The organism is Kitasatospora sp. NPDC058965 (assembly GCF_042741245.1).
GTDB lineage: Bacteria > Actinomycetota > Actinomycetes > Streptomycetales > Streptomycetaceae > Kitasatospora.
Genome location: NZ_JBHYKG010000022.1, coordinates 27,509 through 47,805 on the forward strand (window position 1 = coordinate 27,509; position 20,297 = coordinate 47,805).

Annotated in this window: 21 protein-coding genes and 1 riboswitch; of the genes, 15 read left to right on the forward strand and 6 right to left on the reverse strand. The window is 74.7% G+C overall.

Translation table 11 applies throughout. The features are described 5' to 3' along the window. Positions 1 to 2: 2 nt before the first annotated feature. Positions 3 to 422 carry a hypothetical protein gene (locus ACFW1A_RS06360; RefSeq protein WP_380405077.1) on the reverse strand — a complete coding sequence of 140 codons (420 nt, stop codon included), beginning with the start codon at positions 420 to 422 and terminating at the stop codon, positions 3 to 5. A 147-nt stretch (positions 423 to 569) separates the two neighbouring features. Here ACFW1A_RS06360 and ACFW1A_RS06365 point away from each other — a divergent pair, with 147 nt between their 5' ends. After that, the gene (locus ACFW1A_RS06365; RefSeq protein ID WP_380405080.1) at positions 570 to 1,376 is read left to right on the forward strand and encodes an MOSC domain-containing protein; all 807 of its coding nucleotides are present in this window, start codon (positions 570 to 572) and stop codon (positions 1,374 to 1,376) included. On the opposite strand, the gene ACFW1A_RS06370 is transcribed toward ACFW1A_RS06365, so the two are convergent. Continuing rightward, complete coding sequence (locus ACFW1A_RS06370; RefSeq protein ID WP_380405083.1) at positions 1,363 to 1,857, reverse strand: hypothetical protein; 495 nt, start codon at positions 1,855 to 1,857, stop codon at positions 1,363 to 1,365. The two genes, ACFW1A_RS06365 and ACFW1A_RS06370, sit on opposite strands and share 14 nt — an antisense overlap. A gap of 290 nt (positions 1,858 to 2,147) precedes the next feature. Between ACFW1A_RS06370 and ACFW1A_RS06375 the strand changes: the two genes are divergently transcribed. Beyond that, positions 2,148 to 3,452 carry a cytochrome P450 gene (locus ACFW1A_RS06375; protein WP_380405086.1) on the forward strand — a complete coding sequence of 435 codons (1,305 nt, stop codon included), beginning with the start codon at positions 2,148 to 2,150 and terminating at the stop codon, positions 3,450 to 3,452. Here the strand turns inward: ACFW1A_RS06375 and ACFW1A_RS06380 are convergent. After that, positions 3,401 to 4,000 (reverse strand): dihydrofolate reductase family protein, encoded by a 600-nt coding sequence (locus ACFW1A_RS06380; protein WP_380405089.1) that lies wholly within the window; start codon positions 3,998 to 4,000, stop codon positions 3,401 to 3,403. The genes ACFW1A_RS06375 and ACFW1A_RS06380 overlap by 52 nt on opposite strands. 182 nt (positions 4,001 to 4,182) lie before the next feature. Further along, positions 4,183 to 4,310, forward strand: a riboswitch (FMN riboswitch). Between the two features lie 180 nt (positions 4,311 to 4,490). On the opposite strand from ACFW1A_RS06380, the gene ACFW1A_RS06385 reads away from it, so the two are divergent. From ACFW1A_RS06385 to ACFW1A_RS06425, 9 genes are all read left to right on the forward strand, one after another. Further along, positions 4,491 to 5,150: a riboflavin synthase gene (locus tag ACFW1A_RS06385; RefSeq protein WP_380405092.1), complete on the forward strand. Its 660-nt coding sequence runs from the start codon at positions 4,491 to 4,493 to the stop codon at positions 5,148 to 5,150. Continuing rightward, positions 5,147 to 5,788 (forward strand): nicotinamide riboside transporter PnuC, encoded by a 642-nt coding sequence (locus tag ACFW1A_RS06390; RefSeq protein WP_380405095.1) that lies wholly within the window; start codon positions 5,147 to 5,149, stop codon positions 5,786 to 5,788. Before ACFW1A_RS06385 ends, ACFW1A_RS06390 begins: the two co-directional genes overlap by 4 nt. After that, complete coding sequence (locus tag ACFW1A_RS06395; RefSeq protein WP_380405098.1) at positions 5,785 to 7,041, forward strand: bifunctional 3,4-dihydroxy-2-butanone-4-phosphate synthase/GTP cyclohydrolase II; 1,257 nt, start codon at positions 5,785 to 5,787, stop codon at positions 7,039 to 7,041. Before ACFW1A_RS06390 ends, ACFW1A_RS06395 begins: the two co-directional genes overlap by 4 nt. A gap of 84 nt (positions 7,042 to 7,125) precedes the next feature. Further along, positions 7,126 to 7,611, forward strand: a complete 486-nt coding sequence (gene ribH, locus ACFW1A_RS06400) for a 6,7-dimethyl-8-ribityllumazine synthase (protein ID WP_380405101.1) — start codon at positions 7,126 to 7,128, stop codon at positions 7,609 to 7,611. 135 nt (positions 7,612 to 7,746) lie between these two features. Further along, positions 7,747 to 8,019, forward strand: coding sequence for a phosphoribosyl-ATP diphosphatase (locus ACFW1A_RS06405; RefSeq protein WP_380405104.1), 273 nt, complete (start codon positions 7,747 to 7,749; stop codon positions 8,017 to 8,019). A 42-nt stretch (positions 8,020 to 8,061) separates the two neighbouring features. Continuing rightward, positions 8,062 to 8,907 (forward strand): ATP phosphoribosyltransferase, encoded by an 846-nt coding sequence (gene hisG, locus ACFW1A_RS06410; protein WP_380405107.1) that lies wholly within the window; start codon positions 8,062 to 8,064, stop codon positions 8,905 to 8,907. A gap of 32 nt (positions 8,908 to 8,939) precedes the next feature. After that, positions 8,940 to 9,404, forward strand: coding sequence for a PH domain-containing protein (locus ACFW1A_RS06415; RefSeq protein ID WP_380405110.1), 465 nt, complete (start codon positions 8,940 to 8,942; stop codon positions 9,402 to 9,404). A 214-nt stretch (positions 9,405 to 9,618) separates the two neighbouring features. After that, on the forward strand, positions 9,619 to 10,932 hold the full coding sequence (locus ACFW1A_RS06420) for a hemolysin family protein (RefSeq protein ID WP_380405113.1): 1,314 nt from the start codon (positions 9,619 to 9,621) through the stop codon (positions 10,930 to 10,932). Next, complete coding sequence (locus tag ACFW1A_RS06425) at positions 10,929 to 11,972, forward strand: hemolysin family protein (RefSeq protein ID WP_380405116.1); 1,044 nt, start codon at positions 10,929 to 10,931, stop codon at positions 11,970 to 11,972. The genes ACFW1A_RS06420 and ACFW1A_RS06425 overlap by 4 nt, the downstream gene beginning before the upstream one ends. 28 nt (positions 11,973 to 12,000) lie before the next feature. On the opposite strand, the gene ACFW1A_RS06430 is transcribed toward ACFW1A_RS06425, so the two are convergent. The 3 genes from ACFW1A_RS06430 to ACFW1A_RS06440 all read right to left on the reverse strand — a co-directional run bounded on the left by ACFW1A_RS06430 (position 12,001) and on the right by ACFW1A_RS06440 (position 15,512). Further along, positions 12,001 to 13,878, reverse strand: a complete 1,878-nt coding sequence (locus ACFW1A_RS06430) for an AAA family ATPase (RefSeq protein ID WP_380405140.1) — start codon at positions 13,876 to 13,878, stop codon at positions 12,001 to 12,003. Positions 13,879 to 14,224: 346 nt separating this feature from the next. Beyond that, on the reverse strand, positions 14,225 to 14,890 hold the full coding sequence (locus tag ACFW1A_RS06435) for a uridine kinase (protein ID WP_380405119.1): 666 nt from the start codon (positions 14,888 to 14,890) through the stop codon (positions 14,225 to 14,227). A gap of 94 nt (positions 14,891 to 14,984) precedes the next feature. Beyond that, the gene (locus tag ACFW1A_RS06440) at positions 14,985 to 15,512 is read right to left on the reverse strand and encodes a hypothetical protein (RefSeq protein ID WP_380405122.1); all 528 of its coding nucleotides are present in this window, start codon (positions 15,510 to 15,512) and stop codon (positions 14,985 to 14,987) included. A 130-nt stretch (positions 15,513 to 15,642) separates the two neighbouring features. Here ACFW1A_RS06440 and ACFW1A_RS06445 point away from each other — a divergent pair, with 130 nt between their 5' ends. The 4 genes from ACFW1A_RS06445 to fxsA all read left to right on the forward strand — a co-directional run bounded on the left by ACFW1A_RS06445 (position 15,643) and on the right by fxsA (position 20,198). Next, positions 15,643 to 16,083 (forward strand): Lrp/AsnC family transcriptional regulator, encoded by a 441-nt coding sequence (locus ACFW1A_RS06445; RefSeq protein ID WP_380405125.1) that lies wholly within the window; start codon positions 15,643 to 15,645, stop codon positions 16,081 to 16,083. A 74-nt stretch (positions 16,084 to 16,157) separates the two neighbouring features. Then, positions 16,158 to 17,759 (forward strand): amidohydrolase, encoded by a 1,602-nt coding sequence (locus ACFW1A_RS06450; protein WP_380405128.1) that lies wholly within the window; start codon positions 16,158 to 16,160, stop codon positions 17,757 to 17,759. A 113-nt stretch (positions 17,760 to 17,872) separates the two neighbouring features. Then, positions 17,873 to 19,537 carry an apolipoprotein N-acyltransferase gene (lnt, locus tag ACFW1A_RS06455; RefSeq protein ID WP_380405131.1) on the forward strand — a complete coding sequence of 555 codons (1,665 nt, stop codon included), beginning with the start codon at positions 17,873 to 17,875 and terminating at the stop codon, positions 19,535 to 19,537. A gap of 58 nt (positions 19,538 to 19,595) precedes the next feature. Further along, positions 19,596 to 20,198: an FxsA family membrane protein gene (gene fxsA, locus ACFW1A_RS06460; RefSeq protein ID WP_380405134.1), complete on the forward strand. Its 603-nt coding sequence runs from the start codon at positions 19,596 to 19,598 to the stop codon at positions 20,196 to 20,198. Positions 20,199 to 20,297 lie beyond the last annotated feature (99 nt).

Here is a 20,297-nt window from a genome sequence, read left to right on the forward strand (position 1 = left end):
GGTCAGTCGGCGGTGCAGCCCCAGTAGGCGATCTCGGCCGGTTCACCGTCGAGGTACAGCACCGTGCAGTGGCCGCTGCCACGGCCGACGTCGGACAGCAGGTGGTCGAGCGCGGCGTCCCACTGTTCGCGGGTCGGGCGGCCCTCGGGGGCCCAGGTGCGGACCTCGGCCTCGGTCAACGGGCGCAGCATGGCGGTGTCGTCCGCCGCCCCGGCGTCGATCAGCGCGTAGAAGTCGAGCACCGTGGCGGTGCCGCCGGTCAGGATGAACTCCTGCCAGGACTCGTCCCGCCACAACTCGGCGATGCTCATTCCGGGGAAGCCGCGGTCGTCCCTGGCCAGTTCGCGTTCCTGGGCCTGCCGGAACGCCAGTGCCAGGTCCTGCTGGTAGGAATCGGTCGTCGCCCATCCATCGCCGCCCACTGCGGAGTCCTCCTCGTCGCCGTCCGTCGGGTGCGTCGCACGGTATCCGCCGCGACCGACAGGACCCGGCTCCAATGCCCGAAGGCCGGTCGCGGCCTGCGTAACAAGTGGGTTGACCTCCGGCAGGGGTCGGGCAGGATGGGCCGGATGGAGATCGAACTGCTGTGCCGCTACCCGGTGAAGTCCATGCTCGGCGAGGTGCTGCCGCATGCCGAGGTGACCGAGCGGGGGCTGGCCGGGGACCGGGGGTTGGCGCTGCTGGACGTGGCGACCGGGAAGGTGGCCAGCGCCAAGTACCCGAGCCGGTGGCGGGAGTTGCTGCAGTTGGCGGCGGTCCTCGGGCCGGACGGGGTGGAGATCGGCGGGGCGGGCGGCCTGCACCTGCGAGCTGACGACCCGTCAAAAGCGTCCGAGGCGCTGTCCCGACTGCTCGGGCGGGAGGTCGCGCTGATCGCCGAGCCGCCCGCCGGGGGCGAGCTCGACCGGGCGGTCCCCGAAGAGGTGCTCGCGGTCGGGCCGGCGGCCGAAGTACCGTTCACGGTGAGCCGGATCGGCACCGGCGCGCCCGCCGGGACGTTCTTCGACTTCGCACCCGTGCACCTGATCGGCACCGCCACCCTGGCCCGCACCGGGGCCGCGTGGCAGCGGTACCGGCCCAACCTGGTGGTCCGGACGGACGGAGCGGCCGCCTACGCCGAGAACGACTGGGTCGGGCGCGAGCTGCTGGTCGGCCCGGACCTGCGGCTGCGGGTGATCGCGTCGACCCCGCGCTGCGCCGTCCCGACGCTGGCGCACGGCGAGCTGCCCCCGGATCCCGAGGCGCTGCGGGTGGTCGCCCGGGAGAACCGGGCCGAGCCGCTGCCGGGGATGGCGGCGCTGCCGTGCGCCGGGGTCTACGCGAAGGTGGAGCGGCCGGGGCGGATCGCGCCGGGCGACGCGGTCAGGTGGGGCTGAGCCGGCGCGGCGGGAACGGGGCGAGTTCCTGGGTCCAGGTGTCGGCGGCGGCCAGCAGCTCGCGGTCGCCGAGTTCGAGTTCCACGGCGTACTGGTGGAGGTCGAGGTCGTCCCGGTCCAGCCACGGCGGCGCGGACTCCAGCGACAGGTGCACCCGCACCACGGACCGGCCGATCGACCGGGCGGCCAGGCTGAAGGCCACGTTCGGCTCCAGGAAGTCCAGGCTCGGGCTCAGCCCGCCGTCCTCGTCGGGACCGGTGACCGCCACCCGCCCCTGGACGACCGAGCGCAGCCAGCCGCCCACGTCCTGGGCCTCGCTGACCAGCAGGACCGGCTCCTGGAAGGACCAGTGGCCGGCCGGGGTCCGCACCCGGCCCTCGATGACGAGCCAGTTGTCGTCCCAGGACGATCCCGTCGGGTGGGAGAACTGGAACCGCAGCGGCCGCAGCTCGACGCTGGACCCATGGCTGGCGAGTAGCACGGGTCACAGGATGCCATGCCGGTCACAGCCGTCCGGGCACCGGGCCCACCGGCACGGGGCGCGCGGCGCGGGCCGTCCGCCCCGGGTGTCCGCGCCCGCGCGGTCGTGTCGAGCCGGGAATTCTCGGGTCGACGTGTTGACATAGTGCCATTGGTCCCGCCGCGCACCGACCCGGGTGCCCGGCGCAACGACGGTCCGTCAGGGCGACCGGAGGTTCCCGCGATGCGCCGTGCCCGCCGGCCGGCCGTGACAGCGGTGGAGGTCGCCGACCCGGTACGCGGAGGTGCCCGATGAGCTTCCGGCCCGACGAGGTGGACCCGGCGAACCCGTACCCGCTCTACCGGTGGTACCGGGAGCACGACCCGGTGCACCGGGCGGAGGACGGGAGCTGGTACCTGTTCGGCCACCAGGCCGTGGCCCGGGTGCTGTCCGGCCGGGCGGACTACCGGCGCGGCCCGCACCCGGTGCCGGTCCCGCCGGACTGCCCGCACCTGGCCCGCACGGTGGCGCGGTGGACGGTCTCCCTGGCTCCGCCCGAGCACACCAGGGTGCGCGCCCTGGTGGCGCGCAGTCTCGCGCCGCGGACGGTGCAGCTGCTGCGGCCGCGGATCCGGCGGCTGGCCGAGGAGCTGGCGGAGGCGTTGGCGGCCGAGCTGGCCGAGCGCGGCGAGGCCGACTTCGTCGGCGCGTTCGCCGCACCGCTGCCGGTGCTGGTGATCAGCGAGCTGCTGGGGGTGCCGCGCACCGACCGGGCCTGGTTCCGGGCCCGGGCCGTCGAGCTGCGGCAGGCCACCGGCGCCCGCCCGGCGGTGGACGCGACCGCCGGCGGGTACCGGCGGGCCGAGCGGGCGGCGGTGGAGCTGGACGGGTACGTCCGGGCCGAACTCCGCTCCGGGGCGTGCCGCGAGCGCGGCGACCTGCTCGGCGCGATGCTGCGCCACGCGGGGGAGCTGCCCGAGGACACCGTGGTGGCGACCTGCCTGCACCTGCTGACGGCAGGGCACGGGACCACCACCGGTCTGCTGGCCAACGGGCTGCTGGCGCTGCTGGAGCACCCCAAGGAGCTCGCGCTGCTGCGGTCGCGGCCGCAGCTGGCGGGCCCGGCGGTGGCGGAACTGCTGCGCTACGACCCGCCGGTGCAGCTGATCACCCGGTACGCGGGCCGGGCGGACCGGATCGAGGGGCGCGAGGTGGCCGAGGGGAGTGCGGTGACCCTGGTGCTCGGCTCGGCCAACCGGGACCCGGCGCGGTTCCGCGACCCGGACCGCCTGGACCTGCTCCGGGACAGCCACCGGCACCACGGGTTCGGCGGCGGCATCCACTCCTGCGCCGGCGCCCCGCTGGCCCGCGCCGAGGTCGAACTCGGGCTGACCGCCGTGCTGGCCCGGCTGCCCCGGATCGCGCTCGCCCGGCACGTGCCCGAGCCGGTGCGGTGGTCACCGGACCTGGTGGTGCACGGCCCGGAGCGCCTGCTGGTGTGCGGGCAGCAGGACGCCCGGGACCCGGTCGTCCCGCCCGCCCACTGCCCGGTCGTCCCGCCCGCTCACTGCGCGGCCGGCGGCACCGGTCCGGCAGCCGGCGGCCGGACGTCGTAGACGAGCTGCGCGAACTGGCCCAGCCGCCCCAGCGCGCGCAGCCGCAGCCGGTCGGCGGACAGCCGGCGGGGCAGCAGCGGGGCGCCGGCGCCCAGGGTGACCGGCGCGACGGTCGCCACGATCTCGTCCAGCAGCCCGTGGTCGGCGAACTGGCCGACCAGCTCGCCGCCCCCCATCAGCCACACGTCGCGCCCGCCGGCCGCGGCCACCAGCTCCGCGTGCAGCGGCCGGACGTCCCCGCGGACCAGGCGGACCGGCGCGCCCGCCGGCAGCGGCAGCTCACGGTGGCTGAACACGAAGCAGGGCCGCTCGCCGTACCACTCCCGCCACTTGCCGGGGTGCTCGGCCAGCTGCTCGTGCGCCAGCAGCCACGCGTAGGTGGTCGCCCCCATCGCCATCGCGCCGATCGTGGACAGGAAGGCGGCCGTGTCCAGCGCGCCGCCGGTGGCCTCCCCCTCCTCCACCTCGAACAGCCACTGCAGCGAGTTCTCCGGGTCGGCGAGGAAGCCGTCCAGCGTGGTCGCGGTGTAGTACACGGTCTTGGCCATGCGCCCACCCTGGCACCCGGCGCCGCCGGCCGGACGCGGTTCCGGGGTCGACACTCCGGCGGTCCCGGCCGCCGAGCGGAACCATTCCCGCCCGGTGAGTGAAACAGAGCACAGCGACGCCCCCTCCCGCGCGGCTTGCGGATCATGGCAGAATGACGGCAATGCAGTAAGCAGTGACGTTCAGCGCACTCCGGGGTCGGTGAAAATCCGAACCGGCGGTTACAGTCCGCGACCCGTCCGCAGCCAGCGGCCGGTTGACCAGGTGAAACTCCTGGACCGACGGTTAAAGTCCGGATGGGAGGCGTGCGCGACGGGTTCGACGCGGCAGTACCACGAGGTCCCTCCCGGGGGTCCCGTGCTCACTTGAACAACGGCACAACTCCCGTCCCCTGGGCGGGCGGTCGCCGCCGTTGGCCGACGGACGCACCCGTAGTCAGCTTCCCACGTGCCGCCCCGGAGTCCGCGCCCTAGTAGCGCGAGGAGAACCCGGGTGTTCACCGGCATCATCGAAGAGCTCGGCGAGGTCGTCTCCATCGAGGAGTTCGGCGACTCCTCGCGCATCCGCCTGCGCGGTCCCGTGGTGCGGGCCGGTGCCCGGCACGGCGACTCCATCGCGGTCAACGGCGTGTGTCTGACCGTCCTCGACTCCAACGACGAACTGGACGCCCAGAGCGACGAGTTCAGTGCGGACGTGATGAAGGAGACGCTGGTCAGGTCGAGCCTGGGCAGCCTGGGGGCCGGCTCCCGGGTCAACCTGGAGCGGGCCATGGCGCTGGGCGCCCGGCTCGGCGGCCACCTGGTCCAGGGCCACGTGGACGCCACCGGCGAGCTGCTCTCCCGCGAGCCCGGCGAGCTGGACGCCGAGGGCGGGCTGCGCTGGGAGGTGCTGCGCTTCTCACTGCCGCAGAGCATCGCCCGCTACCTGGTGGACAAGGGCTCGATCACGGTGGACGGCATCAGCCTGACCGTGGTGGAGGCCGGCGCCGACAGCTTCTCGGTCAGCCTGATCCCGGCCACCCTGGCGCTCACCACGCTGGGTGCCAAGCAGCTCGGCGAGCCGGTCAACCTGGAGGTCGACGTGCTGGCGAAGTACGTCGAGCGCCTGCTGGCCGCCGGCACCGTCCCGGGCAGCGGGCAGGTCGCGCCGTGAACGCGCTCAACTCGGTCGCCTTCACCCTGTTCGGCGAGCACTTCAAGTGGAACGACACGATCGGCAACCTGCTCGGCCTGGCCGCGCTGGCGCTCGGCTGGCGGCGCTCGATCGTCTCCTGGCCGGTCCAACTGCTCTCCGGCGTCGTCCTGGTGGGCGCCTACTGGTCCGCCCACCTGTCCGGCGGGGTGGGCAAGCAGCTGGTGGTGATCGTGACCGCGGTCTGGGGCTGGGCGCAGTGGCAGCGCGGTCGGCGCGAGCACGGCGACATCCGGATCCGGTTCGCCAGTTGGACCGAGCGGGCGCTGCTGGTGCTCGGCACCGGCGTGGTCACCGTCGCGGTCGCGCTGGTCTTCCAGCACTGGAACCTGTCCTGGTCCCCGTGGGCGGACGCCTACATCTTCACCGGCACGCTGGCGGCGATGGTCGCCCAGGCCCGCGGCTGGGTGGAGTTCTGGATCGCCTGGATCGCCGTCGACCTGGTCGGCGTCCCGCTCGCCTTCAACAGCGGCCTGCCCTTCTCCGGACTGGTCTACAGCATCTACTTCGTCCTGGTGCTGGCCGGCCTGCGCGCCTGGTGGCTGCGCAGCCGACTGCCCCAGAACTCCACCCCGAGCCTGCAGGGAGCCCCGGCATGAGCAGCACGCACGACGACCTGGACCTGACCCTCGACCCGGTGGAGCGGGCCATCGCCGACATCGCGGCCGGCCGCGCCGTCGTCGTGGTGGACGACGAGGACCGCGAGAACGAGGGCGACCTGATCTTCGCCGCCACCGCGGCCACCCCCGAACTGCTCGCCTTCACCATCCGCTACACCTCCGGGGTGATCTGCGTCCCGGTCACCCACGCGGACGCCGACCGGCTCGGCCTGCCCCCGATGACCCGGGTCAACGAGGACCGCAAGGGCACCGCCTACACGGTCTCGGTCGACGCCCGGGACGTGGAGGCCACCGGCATCTCGGCCGTGGACCGCGCGCTGACCGTCCGGCTGCTCGGCGAGCCCGCCAGCACCGCCGGCGACTTCACCCGCCCCGGCCACGTCTTCCCGCTGCGCGCGGTGGACGGCGGGGTGCTGGTGCGCCCCGGCCACACCGAGGCCGGCGTCGACCTGGCCCGGCTGGCCGGCCTGCCGCCGGCGGCCGCGATCTGCGAGGTGGTCAACGACGACGGCACCATGGCCCGGCTGCCCGAGCTGGTCGCCTTCGCCCGCGAGCACGGCCTGTCGATCATCTCGATCGAGGACCTGATCGCCTACCGCCGGCGCACCGAGCAGCACGTGGAGCGGGTCGCCGTCACCAAGCTGCCCACCGAGCACGGCGAGTTCACCGCGGTCGGCTTCCGCTCCACGATCGACGGCGTCGAGCACGTCGCGCTGGTGGCCGGCGACCTGGACGGCGCGGGCCGGCTCGCGGACGGCGAGGACGTGCTGGTGCGGATCCACTCCGAGTGCCTGACCGGCGACGTGTTCGGCTCGCTGCGCTGCGACTGCGGCCCGCAGCTGCAGGCCTCGCTGGCCCAGGTGGCGGCGGCCGGCCACGGCGTGGTGCTCTACCTGCGCGGCCACGAGGGTCGCGGCATCGGCCTGGGCCACAAGCTGCGCGCCTACCAGCTGCAGGAGCAGGGCCGTGACACCGTGGACGCCAATCTGGAGCTGGGGCTGCCCGCCGACGCGCGCGACTACAGCATCGGCGCCCAGATGCTCACCGAGCTCGGGGTCCGCTCGCTGACCCTGCTCACCAACAACCCCGACAAGCACGCGGCGCTCACCGAGCACGGCCTCAAGGTCAAGGGCCGCGAGCCGATCCCGGTGCAGGCGGGCGAGCACAACCTGGCCTACCTGCTGACCAAGCGCGACCGGATGGGCCACGACCTGCCGTGGCTCGTCGGCTGAACCACCGTTCCGCTGCTCCACCGTTCCACCGCTCCACCGTTCGACCGAAACCGCACGGCCCGAGAAACCCCAAGGAGAAGTCACGTGGCTGGCCACGGAGCCCCCGAGCTGACCGTCAAGAACGCCCAGGACCTGCGGGTCGCGGTGGTTGCCGCGCAGTGGCACACCCAGGTGATGGACGGCCTGCTGGCCGGTGCGCACCGCGCGCTCAAGGAGCTCGGGATCGACGAGCCCACCGTGGTGCGGGTCCCCGGCACCTTCGAACTGCCGGTGGCCGCGAAGCACCTGGCCGAGCGCGGCTACGACGCGGTGGTCGCCCTCGGGGTGGTCATCCGCGGCGGCACCCCGCACTTCGACTACGTCTGCGAGGCGGCCACGCTGGGCCTGACCCAGGTCAGCGTGAACACCGGCGTCCCGGTCGGCTTCGGCGTGCTGACCTGCGACAACGAGCAGCAGGCGCTGGACCGGGCGGGTCTGCCGGACTCCGCCGAGGACAAGGGCCACGAGGCGGTGACCGCCGCGGTGGCCACCGCGGCCACGCTGCGCGCCGTCGCCGAGCCCTGGCGCTGACCGCCGCCGGGGCGCCCGCGCCGGGCGCGGCCGGTCCCGAGCACTGAGCCACGGGTGGGAGGCGTCCCAGAACGGTGTCCACCGTCCGGGACGCCTCCCACCCGCGACACGAGACCCCGTATGGTGATTCCCATCATGGCTTCGAAGACATTCGAGGAGCTCTTCGCCGAGCTCCAGCAGAAGGCCGCCACCGGCGACCCCGCGTCCTCCCGCACCGCCCAGCTCGTGCAGCAGGGTGTCCATGCGATCGGCAAGAAGGTGGTCGAGGAGGCCGCCGAGGTCTGGATGGCGGCCGAGTTCCAGACCAAGGAGCAGACCGCCGAGGAGATCTCGCAGCTGCTGTACCACCTTCAGGTGATGATGGTCGCCCGCGGCCTGACGCTCGACGACGTCTACGCCTACCTCTAGTCCCGCTCCCGTCCGTACGTCCTAACGAAGGATCTCGCTCTCATGCTGCGCATCGCCCTCCCCAACAAGGGTTCGCTCTCGGGTCCGGCGGCGGAGATGCTCCATGAGGCCGGCTACCGCCAGCGCAAGGACCCCAAGGAGCTGGTGCTGGTCGACCCGGAGAACCAGGTCGAGTTCTTCTTCCTGCGCCCGCGCGACATCGCCGTCTACGTCGGCTCCGGCCGGCTGGACGTCGGCATCACCGGCCGCGACCTGCTGCTGGACTCCGCCGCGGGCGCCGAGGAGGTGCTGGCGCTGGGCTTCGGCGGCTCCACCTTCCGGTTCGCCGGCCCGGCCGGGTCGCCCAAGGACGTGCAGGGCCTGCAGGGCCTGCGGATCGCCACCTCCTACACCGGCCTGGTCGAGCAGCACCTGGCCGAGCGCGGCGTGCAGGCCACCGTGACCAAGCTGGACGGCGCGGTGGAGACCGCGGTGCAGCTGGGCGTGGCCGACGTGATCGCGGACGTGGTGGAGACCGGCACCAGCCTGCGCAACGCGGGCCTGGAGGTCTTCGGCGAGCCGATCCTGGTCTCCGACGCGGTGGTGATCCGGCCCAAGGGCGCCGGCGAGGACGCGTCGGTGGAGCAGTTCATGCGCCGGCTGCAGGGCGTGCTGGTGGCCCGCCGCTACGTGCTGATGGACTACGACATCCGCGCGGAGAAGGTCTCCGAGGCGGTCGCCCTGACCCCCGGCCTGGAGTCGCCGACCGTCTCCCCGCTGCACACCGAGGGCTGGGTCGCGGTCCGCTCGATGGTGCTGCGCAAGGAGGCCCAGCGGATCATGGACGACCTCTGGAGCATCGGCGCCCGCGGCGTCCTGGTCACCAACATCCACGCCTGCCGCCTCTGACCCGCCCGCTCCGTTCCGAAAGCACCAGCACCATGTCGACCAGTGAGCTGCCCACCCTGCCCGTCACCTGGCTGCCCCGCCGCAACCGCGCGGTGCTGCTGACGGCGAGTGGGCTGCTCGCGGCCACCTTCCTGACCATGGCGCTGGTGCTGCCGGAGAGCTGGCGGCTGAACGACCGGGTGATGCTCTCCTGCCTCGGGCTGGCGCTCTCCTCGGTCGGCCTGATGCTGGCCCGGCCCAGGATCCTGGCGGACGCCGAGGGCGTCACCGTGATCAACCACCTGCGCACCCGGCGCCTGCACTGGGCCGAGATCGTCCGGGTGAACCTGCGTCAGGGCGACCCGTGGGCCACCCTGGACCTGGCGGACGGCACCTCGTTGGCCGCGATGGGCATCCAGCCCAGTGGCGGGCGGGACCAGGCGGTGCGGGCGGCCCGGGCGCTGCGCGACCTGGCCGAGGCGCACGGCGCCGTCAACGAGCCCGACCCGACCAGGTAGGCCTGCGTTCGCACGATGTGCGTGCGCCGTACGAGCACTCGAACAGGGATCGGCTAGGCTGGTAAAGCCGAAGCAAAGTGCTCCGGCCGCACCACCCGTGACCTGAGGAGTGACTCTCCCCCTCGATGGACGATCCGTCCGGTAGTACCGACGCCGCCTGGCCCCCGCCCCGCGCCGCAGTGCGCGGCCGTGACTGCGGGAAGCGGGCGGCGCTGTGATCACCGCCTGGCTGCTGCTGGCGGCCGCCCTGCTGCTCATCCTCGCCAACGGCCTCTTCGTCGCCGCCGAGTTCTCCTTCGTGACCGTGGACCGCGGCACGGTGGACCGGGCCGCCGAGGCCGGCGACCGCCGGGCGCAGGGCCTGCGGGCCGCGCTGCGGCACCTCTCGTTCGAGCTCTCCGGCGCCCAACTGGGCATCACCGTCACCTCGCTGGTGGTCGGCATGCTCGCCGAGCCGGCGCTCTCGGCGCTGCTCAGTCCGGTGTTCACCGCCCTCGGGGTGCCCGCTGCCGCCGCCACCGGTGTGGCGCTGCTGGTCGGCCTGGGGCTGGCCACCGTGCTGCAGATGGTGATCGGCGAGCTGGTCCCGAAGAACTGGGCGATCGCCCGGCCGCTCCAGGTGGCCCGCGCGGTGGTCGCGCCGCAGCGGCTCTTCTCGGCCGCCTGCCGCCCGCTGATCGCCGTGCTCAACGGTGCCGCCAACCGGCTGGTCCGGGCCATGGGGATGGAGCCGGCCGAGGAGCTGGACCAGGCCCGCACCCCCGGTGAGCTGGCCTTCCTGGCCCGCCACTCGGCCGAGGCGGGCGCGATAGCCGAGGACGCGGCGCAGCTGTTCGTGCGCACCCTGGGCCTGGGCGGGCTGACCGCGGAGAGCGTGATGACCCCGCGGGTGGCGGTCTGCGCGCTGCAGCAGGACGCCACCGCCGCCGACGTGGTCAACCTGACCCGGGCCACCGGCTTCTCCCGCTTCCCGGTCTACCGGGACAGCCTGGACGAGGTCACCGGCACCGTGACGCTCAAGGACGCGCTCGGGGTGCGCCCGGAGCGCCGGGCCGAGGTGTCGGTGGCCCAGCTGGCCGGCGCCCCGCTGCTGGTCCCCGAGACCCTCTCGGCCGAGCGGCTGCTGGACCAGCTGAGGCGCCGTCAGCCGATGGCCATCGTGATCGACGAGTACGGCGGTACGGCCGGCGTGGTGACCCTGGAGGACATCGTCGAGGAGATCGTCGGCGAGGTGCAGGACGAGCACGACCCCGGTGCGGTGCCGGAGCTGCTGGCGCTGCCGCCGCAGCAGGGCCGGGCGGCCTGGCTGGCCGACGGCCGGGCCCGGCTGGACCAGTTGGAGGCGATCGGCCTGCACGCCCCGCACGGACCGTACGAGACGCTGGCCGGCCTGCTCGCCGACCTGCTGGGCAAGATCCCCGAGCCGGGGGAGGGCGCCGAGCTGCCGGGCTGGCGGCTGACGGTGCGGGCCGTGGACCGGCACCGCACCACCCAGGTGCTGCTGGTGGCGACCGGGGAGGCGCGGTGACCTTCCTCCAACTCCTCGCCGCGGTGCTGCTGCTGCTCGGCAACGCCTACTTCGTCGGGGCCGAGTTCGCGGTGATCTCGGTGCGGCGCAGCCAGGTCGAGCCGCTGGCCGAGGCCGGCCACCGGCGGGCCCGCACCGTGCTGCACGCGCTGTCCAACGTCTCGGCCCTGCTGGCCGCCGCCCAGCTGGGCATCACGGTCTGCTCGCTGCTGCTGGGCGCGCTGGCCGAGCCGACCATCGCGCACCTGCTGGAGGGCCCGGCCGCGGCCGCCGGCCTGCCCGCGGCCGTGGTGCACCCGCTGGCCTACGCGGTGGCGCTGGCGCTGGTGGTCTTCCTGCACATGGTGATCGGCGAGATGGTGCCCAAGAACATCGCGCTGACCTCGCCGGAGAAGGCGGCGCTCTGGCTGGGCCCGCCGCTGGCCCGGCTGGCCGGCTGGCTGGCGCCGGTGATCCGGTTCCTGAACGCCTCCGCCAACGCGGTGCTGCGGCTGTTCCGGGTGACGCCCAAGGACGAGGTCGAGTCGGTGGTCAGCGCCGAGCAGCTGCTCTGGATCCTGGCCGAGTCGCGGGCCGCCGGCCTGCTCGCCGACACCGAGCAGGAGCGGCTGGAGGACGCCCTGGAGCTGGGCCGGCGGCCGGTGCGCGAGGTGCTGCTGCCGACGGCGCAGCTGGTCGGCGTGGACACCGAGGTGACCGCGCGCCGGATCGAGGAGCTGGCGGTGAGCACCGGCTTCTCCCGCTTCCCGGTGATCGACGCCGGCGGGCAGGTGCTCGGCTACCTGCACGTCAAGGACGTGCTGGAGGCCGAGGACCCGGACGCCCCGCTGCCGGTGCGGTTGTGGCGCCCGGTCACGGTGGTGCCCGACCGGCTGCCGCTGGACGACGCGCTGACCGCGATGCGGCGGGCCGCCGCGCACGTGGCGGCGGTGACCGGGCCGGACGGGCGCACCCTGGGGCTGGTCACGCTGGAGGACGTGCTGGAGGAGCTGGTCGGCGAGATGCACGACCCGGACCACCGGCCCGCCGCGGCGGCCTGAGCCCGGGCCGGCCCCGCCCGGCCGGGCCCTACTCGCCCCGCCCGTCGATCAGCTCGCCGTAGGCCTGCACCAGGTCGGGCAGCCGCAGCGTGGCCAGGTCCTCGCGGCCCGGCCGGCCGCGGCCCTGGGTCAGGCGCAGGTCCCGGTAGGCGCAGGACTTCTCGTACAGGGTCCTGATGAACCGTCCGTTGCCGAGCTCGTCGATCCAGCCCTCGCCGACCACGTGGGCGCAGATGCTGGCCAGCTCGTCGGCGGCGTCCTCGTCCCAGCGGTCGCCGTCGCGGGCGGCCAGCGCGCTGCCGATCGCGGTCAGCTCGGCCGGCCGGTAGCTCGGGAAGTCCACCCGGGAGGTGAACCGGGAGTTGAGGCCCGGGTTGGCGGCCAGCAGGCGGTTCATCCCCTCGGGGTAGCCGGCCAGGATCACCACCAGCCGGTCCCGGTTGTCCTCGGCCCGCTTGAGCAGCACCTGCAGCGCCTCGTCGCCGTAGGCGTCGCCCTTGCTGTAACCGGAGTTGGCGAGGCTGTAGGCCTCGTCGATGAAGAGCACGCCGTCCAGCGCGGAGTCGATCAGCTCGTTCGCCTTGACCGCGGTCTGGCCGAGGAACTCGCCGACCAGGTCGGCCCGCTGGGCCTCCACCAGGTGCTCGCCGGAGAGCAGGCCGAGGGCGTGGAAGACCTGGCCGAGGATCCGGGCCACCGTGGTCTTGCCGGTGCCGGACGGGCCGGAGAAGACGAAGTGGCGCTTGGGCGGCTGCACCGGCAGGCCCTGCTCGGCGCGCAGCCCGGCCATCTGCAACTGGGCGGACAGCGCGCGGACCTGGCGCTTGACCGGGTCCAGGCCGACCATCTGCTCCAGCGCGGCGAGCGCGGCGTCCAGCCGGGCCTGTGCGGCGTGCTCGACCAACGGGGGCCGACCCTCCGCGGGCGCCGGGTCCAGCTGGATCCGGACCGCGGCGGCGGCCGCGGCGGTCGGCAGCGGCTCGGGGGTGCCCTCGGCGGAGCGCTCGGCGACCGGGAGCTGGTCGGTGAGGGACTGCTCCGCGAGCGGGGGGTCGGTGCGGAGTTGGTCGATGGGGGGCAGGGCGGGTTCGGGCAGGTTCTCGGCCGGCACCAGGTCGAAGGTCTCGTCGAAGCCGTCCGGCCCGCCGCCGGGGGCGTCCGTGGGGTCGAAGACCGGCAGCTCCTCCAGCAGCCCCAGGCCGTCCTCGGCCGCGATGGCGGCGAGCCGGGCGGCGGCGTCCATGAAGGAGGGGTCGGCGCGGTTGACCGATCTGTACAGCGGCAGCGCCGCGGCGCTGCGGCCGGCGCCCTCGTAGGCCCGGGCCAGCCAGTAGCGCAGCTCCTTGCGCTGCGGCTGCTCGGAGCGGCAGCGGGCCAGCGAGGCGGCCAGCGGCGCCTGGGCCTGCGGGCACATGTCCAGGCGGACCCGGGCCATGCCGCCGAACAGGCCGGACTCGATGCCGAGCAGCGGGTCGTCCAGTAACTGGTCGGTGTCGCGGATCAGCTGCTCCCAGTCCTTGAGCAGGTAGGCGCGGCAGGCGTGCAGGAAGCGGACCGAGGGGTCCTGCTCCACCGGCGGGCACTGGGCCAGCGCGCGGTCCAGCTCGGCCAGGTGGCGTCCGTCCAGCCAGTGCGAGGCGTGCGCCAGGGTCAGGTCGCGGGTGTCCTCCAGCACCGGCTGCACCCACCAGCCGAGCCAGTACCAGGAGCTGAGCGGCCGCTGGTGGCGGGTGCGCTGCTCGCCGAAACGTTTCTTGTGCCGGTACATCGCCAGCAGGGCGCCGGAGGTGTCGCAGCGCAGTGCGTGCAGGCCCAGCCAGGCGTCCGCCATCCCCGGGTCGAGCCGGACGGCGGTGCGGAACTCCTCCTCGGCGCGGGCGTAGGCGCCGGCCGTGTAGGCGTCCATCGCGCGCAGCCAGGCGCGGTCGGCCGGTCCGTGCGGGGCGCTGCTGCCCGTGTTGTCACCAGTGATCACTCACGCCCCCCGTGATGTGCACCGAGGCCCGGTCGACGGCTCAGCTGGGAGCTCAGCTCCGGCAGCCGGCGCCGTGCACCCGGGGCGCGGGTGCGCCCAGGGCGATCGTACCCAAGTGAGGCTGATCCGGAAGCGTGTCGTGCGAGGCCAAATCGCCGGTACGGGTCGATCGTTGGCGTACTGACGGTGGGTCGGCGCCGGTGTCCGGGCAGACGAAACGGCACCTCCGGCTCACGGGGGAACAAGCCGGAGGTGCCGCATCTTGTTGCGGGCTCAACTACTCCGGCAACGAGAGAGAACTTAGTTCCTCCACGGCTTCCCGGTCAAGCGACCGCTTAGCCAGGTGGGGCTGGAGTGGCCTGCTGGTGCGACCGTCCACCGTGAGCTGGGCAAACGGACGGCTGGGGTCCGCCGTGAAATGCGCCACTTCGGCGCGGGTCCACTCGGCCCAGAAGTCGGCCAGCTCCGGACCGTCCCGGCGCAGCCCGCGCGCGCGGGCGTCGGCGGCCGGCAGTTCCATCCAGAGCAGCGCGGCCAACTCCGGCCGCAGCGCCCGCCGTCCGGCGCCCACGCCCTCCAGGAGCACCACCGGCGCAGCCGGAATCTCGCGCGCCCCCCGAAAGCGACGCGCAACCCAGTCGTAAGGCTCGAAGCGCGCGGTCCGGCCGGCCGCCAGCGGGGTGAGCACCCGGTCGCGCAGCCGCCCGGTCCAGGCGAAGAACTCCTGATGGGTCGCCAGGTCGTCCAGGTGGACCACGGGAGCGCCGCCCAGGGCGGCGGCCAGCTGCCCGGCGAAGGTCGTCTTGCCGGAGCCGGCGTGCCCGTCCACGGCGACCAGTCGCACCGGCCCGAGCGAGGCGGGCAGGGCGCGCAGCTCGGCCGCCAGGGCGGCCAGGTCGGGGGCGGTGCCCAGGTCCGGGACGGGGTCGGGGGAGTGCTCCATGTCCTCGACCCTAGGTCGGACGGTGCGGGGAGGGCTCGCCCGGGTGGACGCCCCTCCCCTTCTCCCCGTGACCGAGCGCTCGCTCAGCGGTGCGTCAGGCCGCCCGCTGCGGCGGGATCAGGCGCAGCGCGGCCGCCGCCGCGGTGCCCGGTCCGGCGGCGTGCGAGAAGGGCTGGGTGCGCCAGTCCAGCTCGGCGGGCAGGCTGAGCAGCTTGGCCAGCGTGCCGGCCTGGTCGACGCCGGCCTCGGGCTCCAGCTCGTCCAGGTCGTCGGCCGGCAGGCCGGAGCCCGGGCAGAGCGCGGGCGAGAACGGGTGCCAGGCGGTGCGCAGCACCGCGTGCTGCGGCAGCTGCTCCTCGTCGCCCACCAGGGCGATGGCGCGCTGGCACTCCGGGCAGATGACGCGGACGATCTCCCAGGTCTCGGCCTCGCCCGGGTCGGTGCCGGTGACGAGGTCGAGGCCCGGGGAGCGTTCCTCGCCCTCCGGTTCGTCGTGCGAGGTCAGGGTGGAGTCGGCGCGCAGGGCGCGCTGCTCGGTAGCAGGCATGTTGATCCCCCTTGGATCGGGCCGGGCCAACTCGGCCGGGGCCACCACCAGCCATGCCCGCTGGTGGGGCGTCATAACCCTGCACCCGGACGCACGGTGATGCACTGGCGTGTGGTCTTCGCCACATTCCCCCGGCATGTGCCACCGGCGCACGAACCGGGCCGCGGCGGGGCCCGGCGGCGCCGCGGTCCGGTAGGTTGGGCGGGTGGAGGATCTCGACCAGCGCATCGTTCAGCTGCTCGTCCAGGACGGGCGGATGAGCTACACCGACCTCGGCAAGGCCACCGGCCTGTCCACCTCGGCGGTGCACCAGCGGGTGCGCCGGCTGGAGCAGCGCGGGGTGATCCGCGGCTACTCCGCGATCATCGACCCGGACGCGGTCAACCTGGCGCTCACCGCGTTCATCTCGGTCAAGCCGTTCGACCCCAGCGCCCCGGACGACGTGGCGGACCGCCTCGCCCCGCTGCCGGAGATCGAGGCCTGCCACAGCGTGGCCGGGGACGAGAACTACATCCTCAAGGTCCGGGTCGGCGCCCCGAGCGACCTGGAGGACCTGCTGGCCCGGATCCGCAGCGCCGCCGGCGTCTCCACCCGCACCACGGTGGTGCTCTCCACCCCGTACGAGGCGCGCCCGCCCAAGCTCTGACCGCGCCGACCGCTCGGGCCGCGACCGCCGGGCCGGTGCAGATACCCGGACAACTCGGGTGCAGACTGTCCCTCATGGAACGCACCTCCCGCACCGTGCTGCTGCGCGGCGGCACCGTCTACAGCCCGGCCGACCCCTTCGCCACCGCGATGCTGATCGAGGGCGAACAGGTGGCCTGGGTGGGCAGCGAGGGCGCCGCCGACGCGTACGCCGCCGTCGCGGACCAGGTGGTCGAGCTGGACGGTGCGCTGGTCACCCCCGCCTTCGTGGACGCCCACGTGCACGCCACCTCGGCCGGCCTGGCGCTGACCGGCCTGGACCTGACCGACTGCCCGACGCTGGCCGAGGCGCTGCACCGGATCGCCGGGTTCGCCCGGGCCGGCGCGGACGCGGGCGTGCTGATCGGCCACGGCTGGGACCAGACCCGCTGGCCCGAGCAGCGCCCGCCCACGCTCGCCGAGCTCGACCTGGCGGCCGGCGGCACCCCCCTCTACCTCTCCCGCACCGACGTGCACTCCGCGCTGGCCGGCACCGCGCTGCGCGAGCTCACCCCCGGCCTGGCCGACCTGCCCGGGTACCACCCCACCGAGCCGCTCACCCGCGACGCCCACCACGCGGTGCGCCGCACCGCGCTGGCCGCCCTGACGCCGGCCCAGCGCCGCGCCGCGCAGCTGGCCACGCTGCGCCACGCCGCCTCGCTCGGCATCGCCGCGCTGCACGAGTGCGCCGGCCCCGAGATCTCCTCCGAGCAGGACCTGGCCGCCCTGCTGGCGCTGGCCGCCGAGACCCCGGGCCCGGAGGTCTACGGCTACTGGGGCGAGCTCGGCGGCGTCGACACCGCCCGCCGACTCGGCGCGGTCGGCGCCGGCGGCGACCTCTTCGTGGACGGCGCGCTCGGCTCGCACACCGCCTGCCTGCACGCGCCCTACCAGGACGCCGCGCACACCGGCACCGCCTACCTGACGGCCGATCAGGTCGCCGACCACGTCACCGCCTGCACCGGGGCGGGCCTGCAGGCCGGCTTCCACGCGATCGGCGACGCCGCACTGACCGCCGTGCTGGCCGGCGTGCGCACCGCCGCCGAGCGGTGCGGACTGCCCGCGGTCAAGGCGCTGCGGCACCGGGTGGAGCACGCCGAGGCCCTGGACGGGGACGCCGTCACCGCCTTCGCCGAGCTCGGCCTGGTCGCCTCGGTGCAGCCCGCGTTCGACGCCGCCTGGGGCGGGCCCGAGGGCATGTACGTGCAGCGCCTGGGCGCCGAGCGGGCGGCCGCGCTCAACCCGTTCGCCGCCCTGCTGCGCGCCGGGGTGCCGCTGGCCTTCGGCTCGGACGCGCCGGTCACCGCGCTCGACCCGTGGGGCACGGTGCGCGCCGCCGCCTTCCACCAGACCCCCGAGCACCGGATCTCGGTGCGCGCCGCGTTCGCCGCGCACACCCGCGGCGGCTGGCGGGCGATCGGCCGGGACACCGAGGGCGTGCTGGTGCCGGGCGCCCCGGCCAGCTACGCGGTCTGGGAGACCGGTGAGCTGGTGGTCCAGGCCCCGGACTCCCGGGTGGCGGGCTGGTCCACCGACCCGCGCTCGGGCACCCCGGGCCTGCCCGACCTCACCCCCGGCACCAAGCTGCCGACCTGTCTGCGGACCGTGGTCCGCGGCACCGAGGTCTACTCGCGCTGACCTGCGCGGTTCTCATCCGGACCGGTCTGGTCGCCGGTCCGGGTGACCAGGTACCTTCGTGAGCACCCCCGCAGGTCTCCCCGAGGCCGAGCCCCAGAAAGCCAGGTACCCAGGTGGCAGTGCCCGTCGACGTGGAGTCCACGGCCGTCGACCCGACCCCGCAGGGTCCGACCGGGCCGGCCCGCCCGGTCCGCTGGACCCGGTTGCGCGCCCGGGTGCGCGCCGGCTGGCGGCGCAGCGCGCTGGCGGCCGGTGCCGGTCTGCTGCTGGCCGCGGCCTTCCCGCCCTACGACCTGTGGCCGCTGTCGATCCTCGCGGTGGCCGCGCTGTCGCTGCTGACCTTCGGCCGCACCGTGCGCCAGGGCCTGTGGACCGGGTTCGCCTTCGGGCTGCCGTTCTTCCTCTGGCTGCTGGTGTGGATCCGGGTGATCGGCTCGGACGCCTGGATCGGGCTCTCGCTGGCCGAGGCGCTCTTCGTGACCGCCCTGGGCGGCGCGCTCGCGCTCACCTCGCGGCTGCGCGGCTGGCCGCTGTGGGCCGCCTGCCTCTGGGTGACCCAGGAGTGGGCGCGCGACCGGCTGCCGCTGGGCGGCTTCCCGTGGGGCCGGCTGGCCTTCGCCAACACCGCCAGCCCGTACACCCCGCTGGCCGCGCTCGGCGGTGCGCCGCTGGTCACCTTCGCCGTCGCGCTGACCGGCACCCTGGTCGCCTCGCTGGTGCTGCTGGCCGTCCGTGCGCGGGCGGGCGGCCCGCGCACCGCGGTGCGCGCCACCGCGGCCGTGCTCTGCGCGGCGGTGGCGGCCACCGGCGGGATGCTGGTGCCGGTGCCGACCAAGGGCGACGACTCGGTCAAGGTCGCCCTGGTCCAGGGCAACGTGCCGCGCCCCGGGATGGACTTCCTGGGCCGCCCGATGCAGGTGCTGGACAACCACGCGGCCGCCACCGAGCAGCTCGCCGCGCAGATCAAGGCCGGTCAGGTGCCCCGCCCCGACGTCGTGATCTGGCCGGAGAACTCCTCCGACCTGGACCCGTACAGCGATCCGCTGGCCTACCAGCGGATCGACCAGGCGGTCCGCTCGATCGGCGTGCCCACCCTGGTGGGCGCGCTGGTGGACGGCCCCGACGCCCAGCACGTGCAGAACGAGGGCATCGTCTGGGACCCGGCCACCGGCCCCGGCGCGCACTACACCAAGCAGCACCCGGTGCCGTTCGGCGAGTACGTGCCGTTCCGCTCGGTGCTGATGAAGGTGATCACCCGGCTGCAGCGGGTCGCGCGCGACTTCTACCCGGGCAAGGGCACCGGCGTCATGCAGCTGGGCCCGGCCCGGATCGGCGACGTGATCTGCTTCGAGGTCGCCTACGACGAGATCGTCCGGGACACCGTCAACGACGGCGGCCGGGTGCTGGTGGTGCAGACGAACAACGCCACCTACGCCCGCAGCGGCCAGCCGGACCAGCAGCTGGCGATGTCCCGGCTGCGCGCCGTCGAGCACGGCCGGGCCGTGCTGATCGCCGCCACCAGCGGGATCAGCGCGGTGATCCGCCCGGACGGCAGCATCGAGAGCCGGACCCAGGAGCTGACCGCCGCCGAGCTGAGCGCCACGGTGCCGCTGCGCGACGGGAAGACGCTCGCCGACCGGCTGGGCGCGGCCCCGGAGTGGACCGTGGCCGTGATCGGCCTGCTGGCCTGCGGCGCCGCGGTGCTGCTCGGCCGGCGGCGGAGCCCGGCGCCCGGAACACCGGCGGCGGGCGAGCCGTTGTCCAAGGTGGCGCCCTGACCGTGCGGGACCAGTCCGGACGGTGCCGCTCGGCGCCGCGAGGAAGTGGATGCGCACCGTGACCCAGCACGCTGACCCGACCCGTGTTCCCGGGCCCTACACCGCCGGCCCCGGCGGTCCGAGCGGGGGCGCCCAGACCGGTCGGCCGGGCCGGCGGCGCAGTCCGCTGCGCCGCTGGCTGCCACTGGCGGCGGCCGCCTGGCTGGTGCTGGAGCTCTGGCTGGTGATCGAGCTCGCCTCGGTGATCGGCTGGTTCCTGGTGCTGCTGCTCCTGCTGCTCGGCGTGGTGCTGGGCGGTCGGCTGATCAAGCGGGCCGGACTGCGGGCGCTGCGCAACGCGTCCGCCTCCTTCGAGCAGGGGCAGATGCCGCCCTCCGGCGCGGCCGAGACCAACACCAGCCTGACGGTGCTGGCCGGCGTGCTGCTGATGGTGCCCGGCTTCCTGTCCGACCTGCTCGGCCTGACCCTGCTGCTGCCGCCGACCAGGGCGGTCTGGCGCAGTGCCGGGCGCCGGGTCGCGCAGCGCGTGCTGCGCGCCGCCCCGGCGGGCGACCCCCTCGCCGACGCGATGCGGTTGCAGGAGCAGATCCGGATCCACCGGCCGGACGGCAAGGTGATCCAGGGCGAGGTGGTCGACCCGGAGCAGCCGCCGCGTCCGTGACCGGTCGGGGGGGGGCGGCCCGGGCCCGCCACCCCCGGGCGCCCGCCCCCCCCCCCCCCCCCCCCCGGGGCCCCCCCAAGCGGGGCCCGCGGGCCCCCC

Excerpts from the sequence above, each read along its gene's own strand:
- ACFW1A_RS06450 (WP_380405128.1), top strand. The coding sequence starts at position 16,158 with ATGGAACGCACCTCCCGCACCGTGCTGCTGCGCGGCGGCACCGTCTAC.
- ACFW1A_RS06435 (WP_380405119.1), bottom strand. The coding sequence starts at position 14,890 with ATGGAGCACTCCCCCGACCCCGTCCCGGACCTGGGCACCGCCCCCGAC.
- ACFW1A_RS06365 (WP_380405080.1), top strand. The coding sequence starts at position 570 with ATGGAGATCGAACTGCTGTGCCGCTACCCGGTGAAGTCCATGCTCGGC.
- hisG (WP_380405107.1), top strand. The coding sequence starts at position 8,062 with ATGCTGCGCATCGCCCTCCCCAACAAGGGTTCGCTCTCGGGTCCGGCG.
- ACFW1A_RS06375 (WP_380405086.1), top strand. The coding sequence starts at position 2,148 with ATGAGCTTCCGGCCCGACGAGGTGGACCCGGCGAACCCGTACCCGCTC.
- ACFW1A_RS06380 (WP_380405089.1), bottom strand. The coding sequence starts at position 4,000 with ATGGCCAAGACCGTGTACTACACCGCGACCACGCTGGACGGCTTCCTC.
- ACFW1A_RS06405 (WP_380405104.1), top strand. The coding sequence starts at position 7,747 with ATGGCTTCGAAGACATTCGAGGAGCTCTTCGCCGAGCTCCAGCAGAAG.
- ACFW1A_RS06440 (WP_380405122.1), bottom strand. The coding sequence starts at position 15,512 with ATGACGCCCCACCAGCGGGCATGGCTGGTGGTGGCCCCGGCCGAGTTG.
- ACFW1A_RS06415 (WP_380405110.1), top strand. The coding sequence starts at position 8,940 with ATGTCGACCAGTGAGCTGCCCACCCTGCCCGTCACCTGGCTGCCCCGC.
- ACFW1A_RS06430 (WP_380405140.1), bottom strand. The coding sequence starts at position 13,878 with ATGGACGCCTACACGGCCGGCGCCTACGCCCGCGCCGAGGAGGAGTTC.
- ACFW1A_RS06395 (WP_380405098.1), top strand. The coding sequence starts at position 5,785 with ATGAGCAGCACGCACGACGACCTGGACCTGACCCTCGACCCGGTGGAG.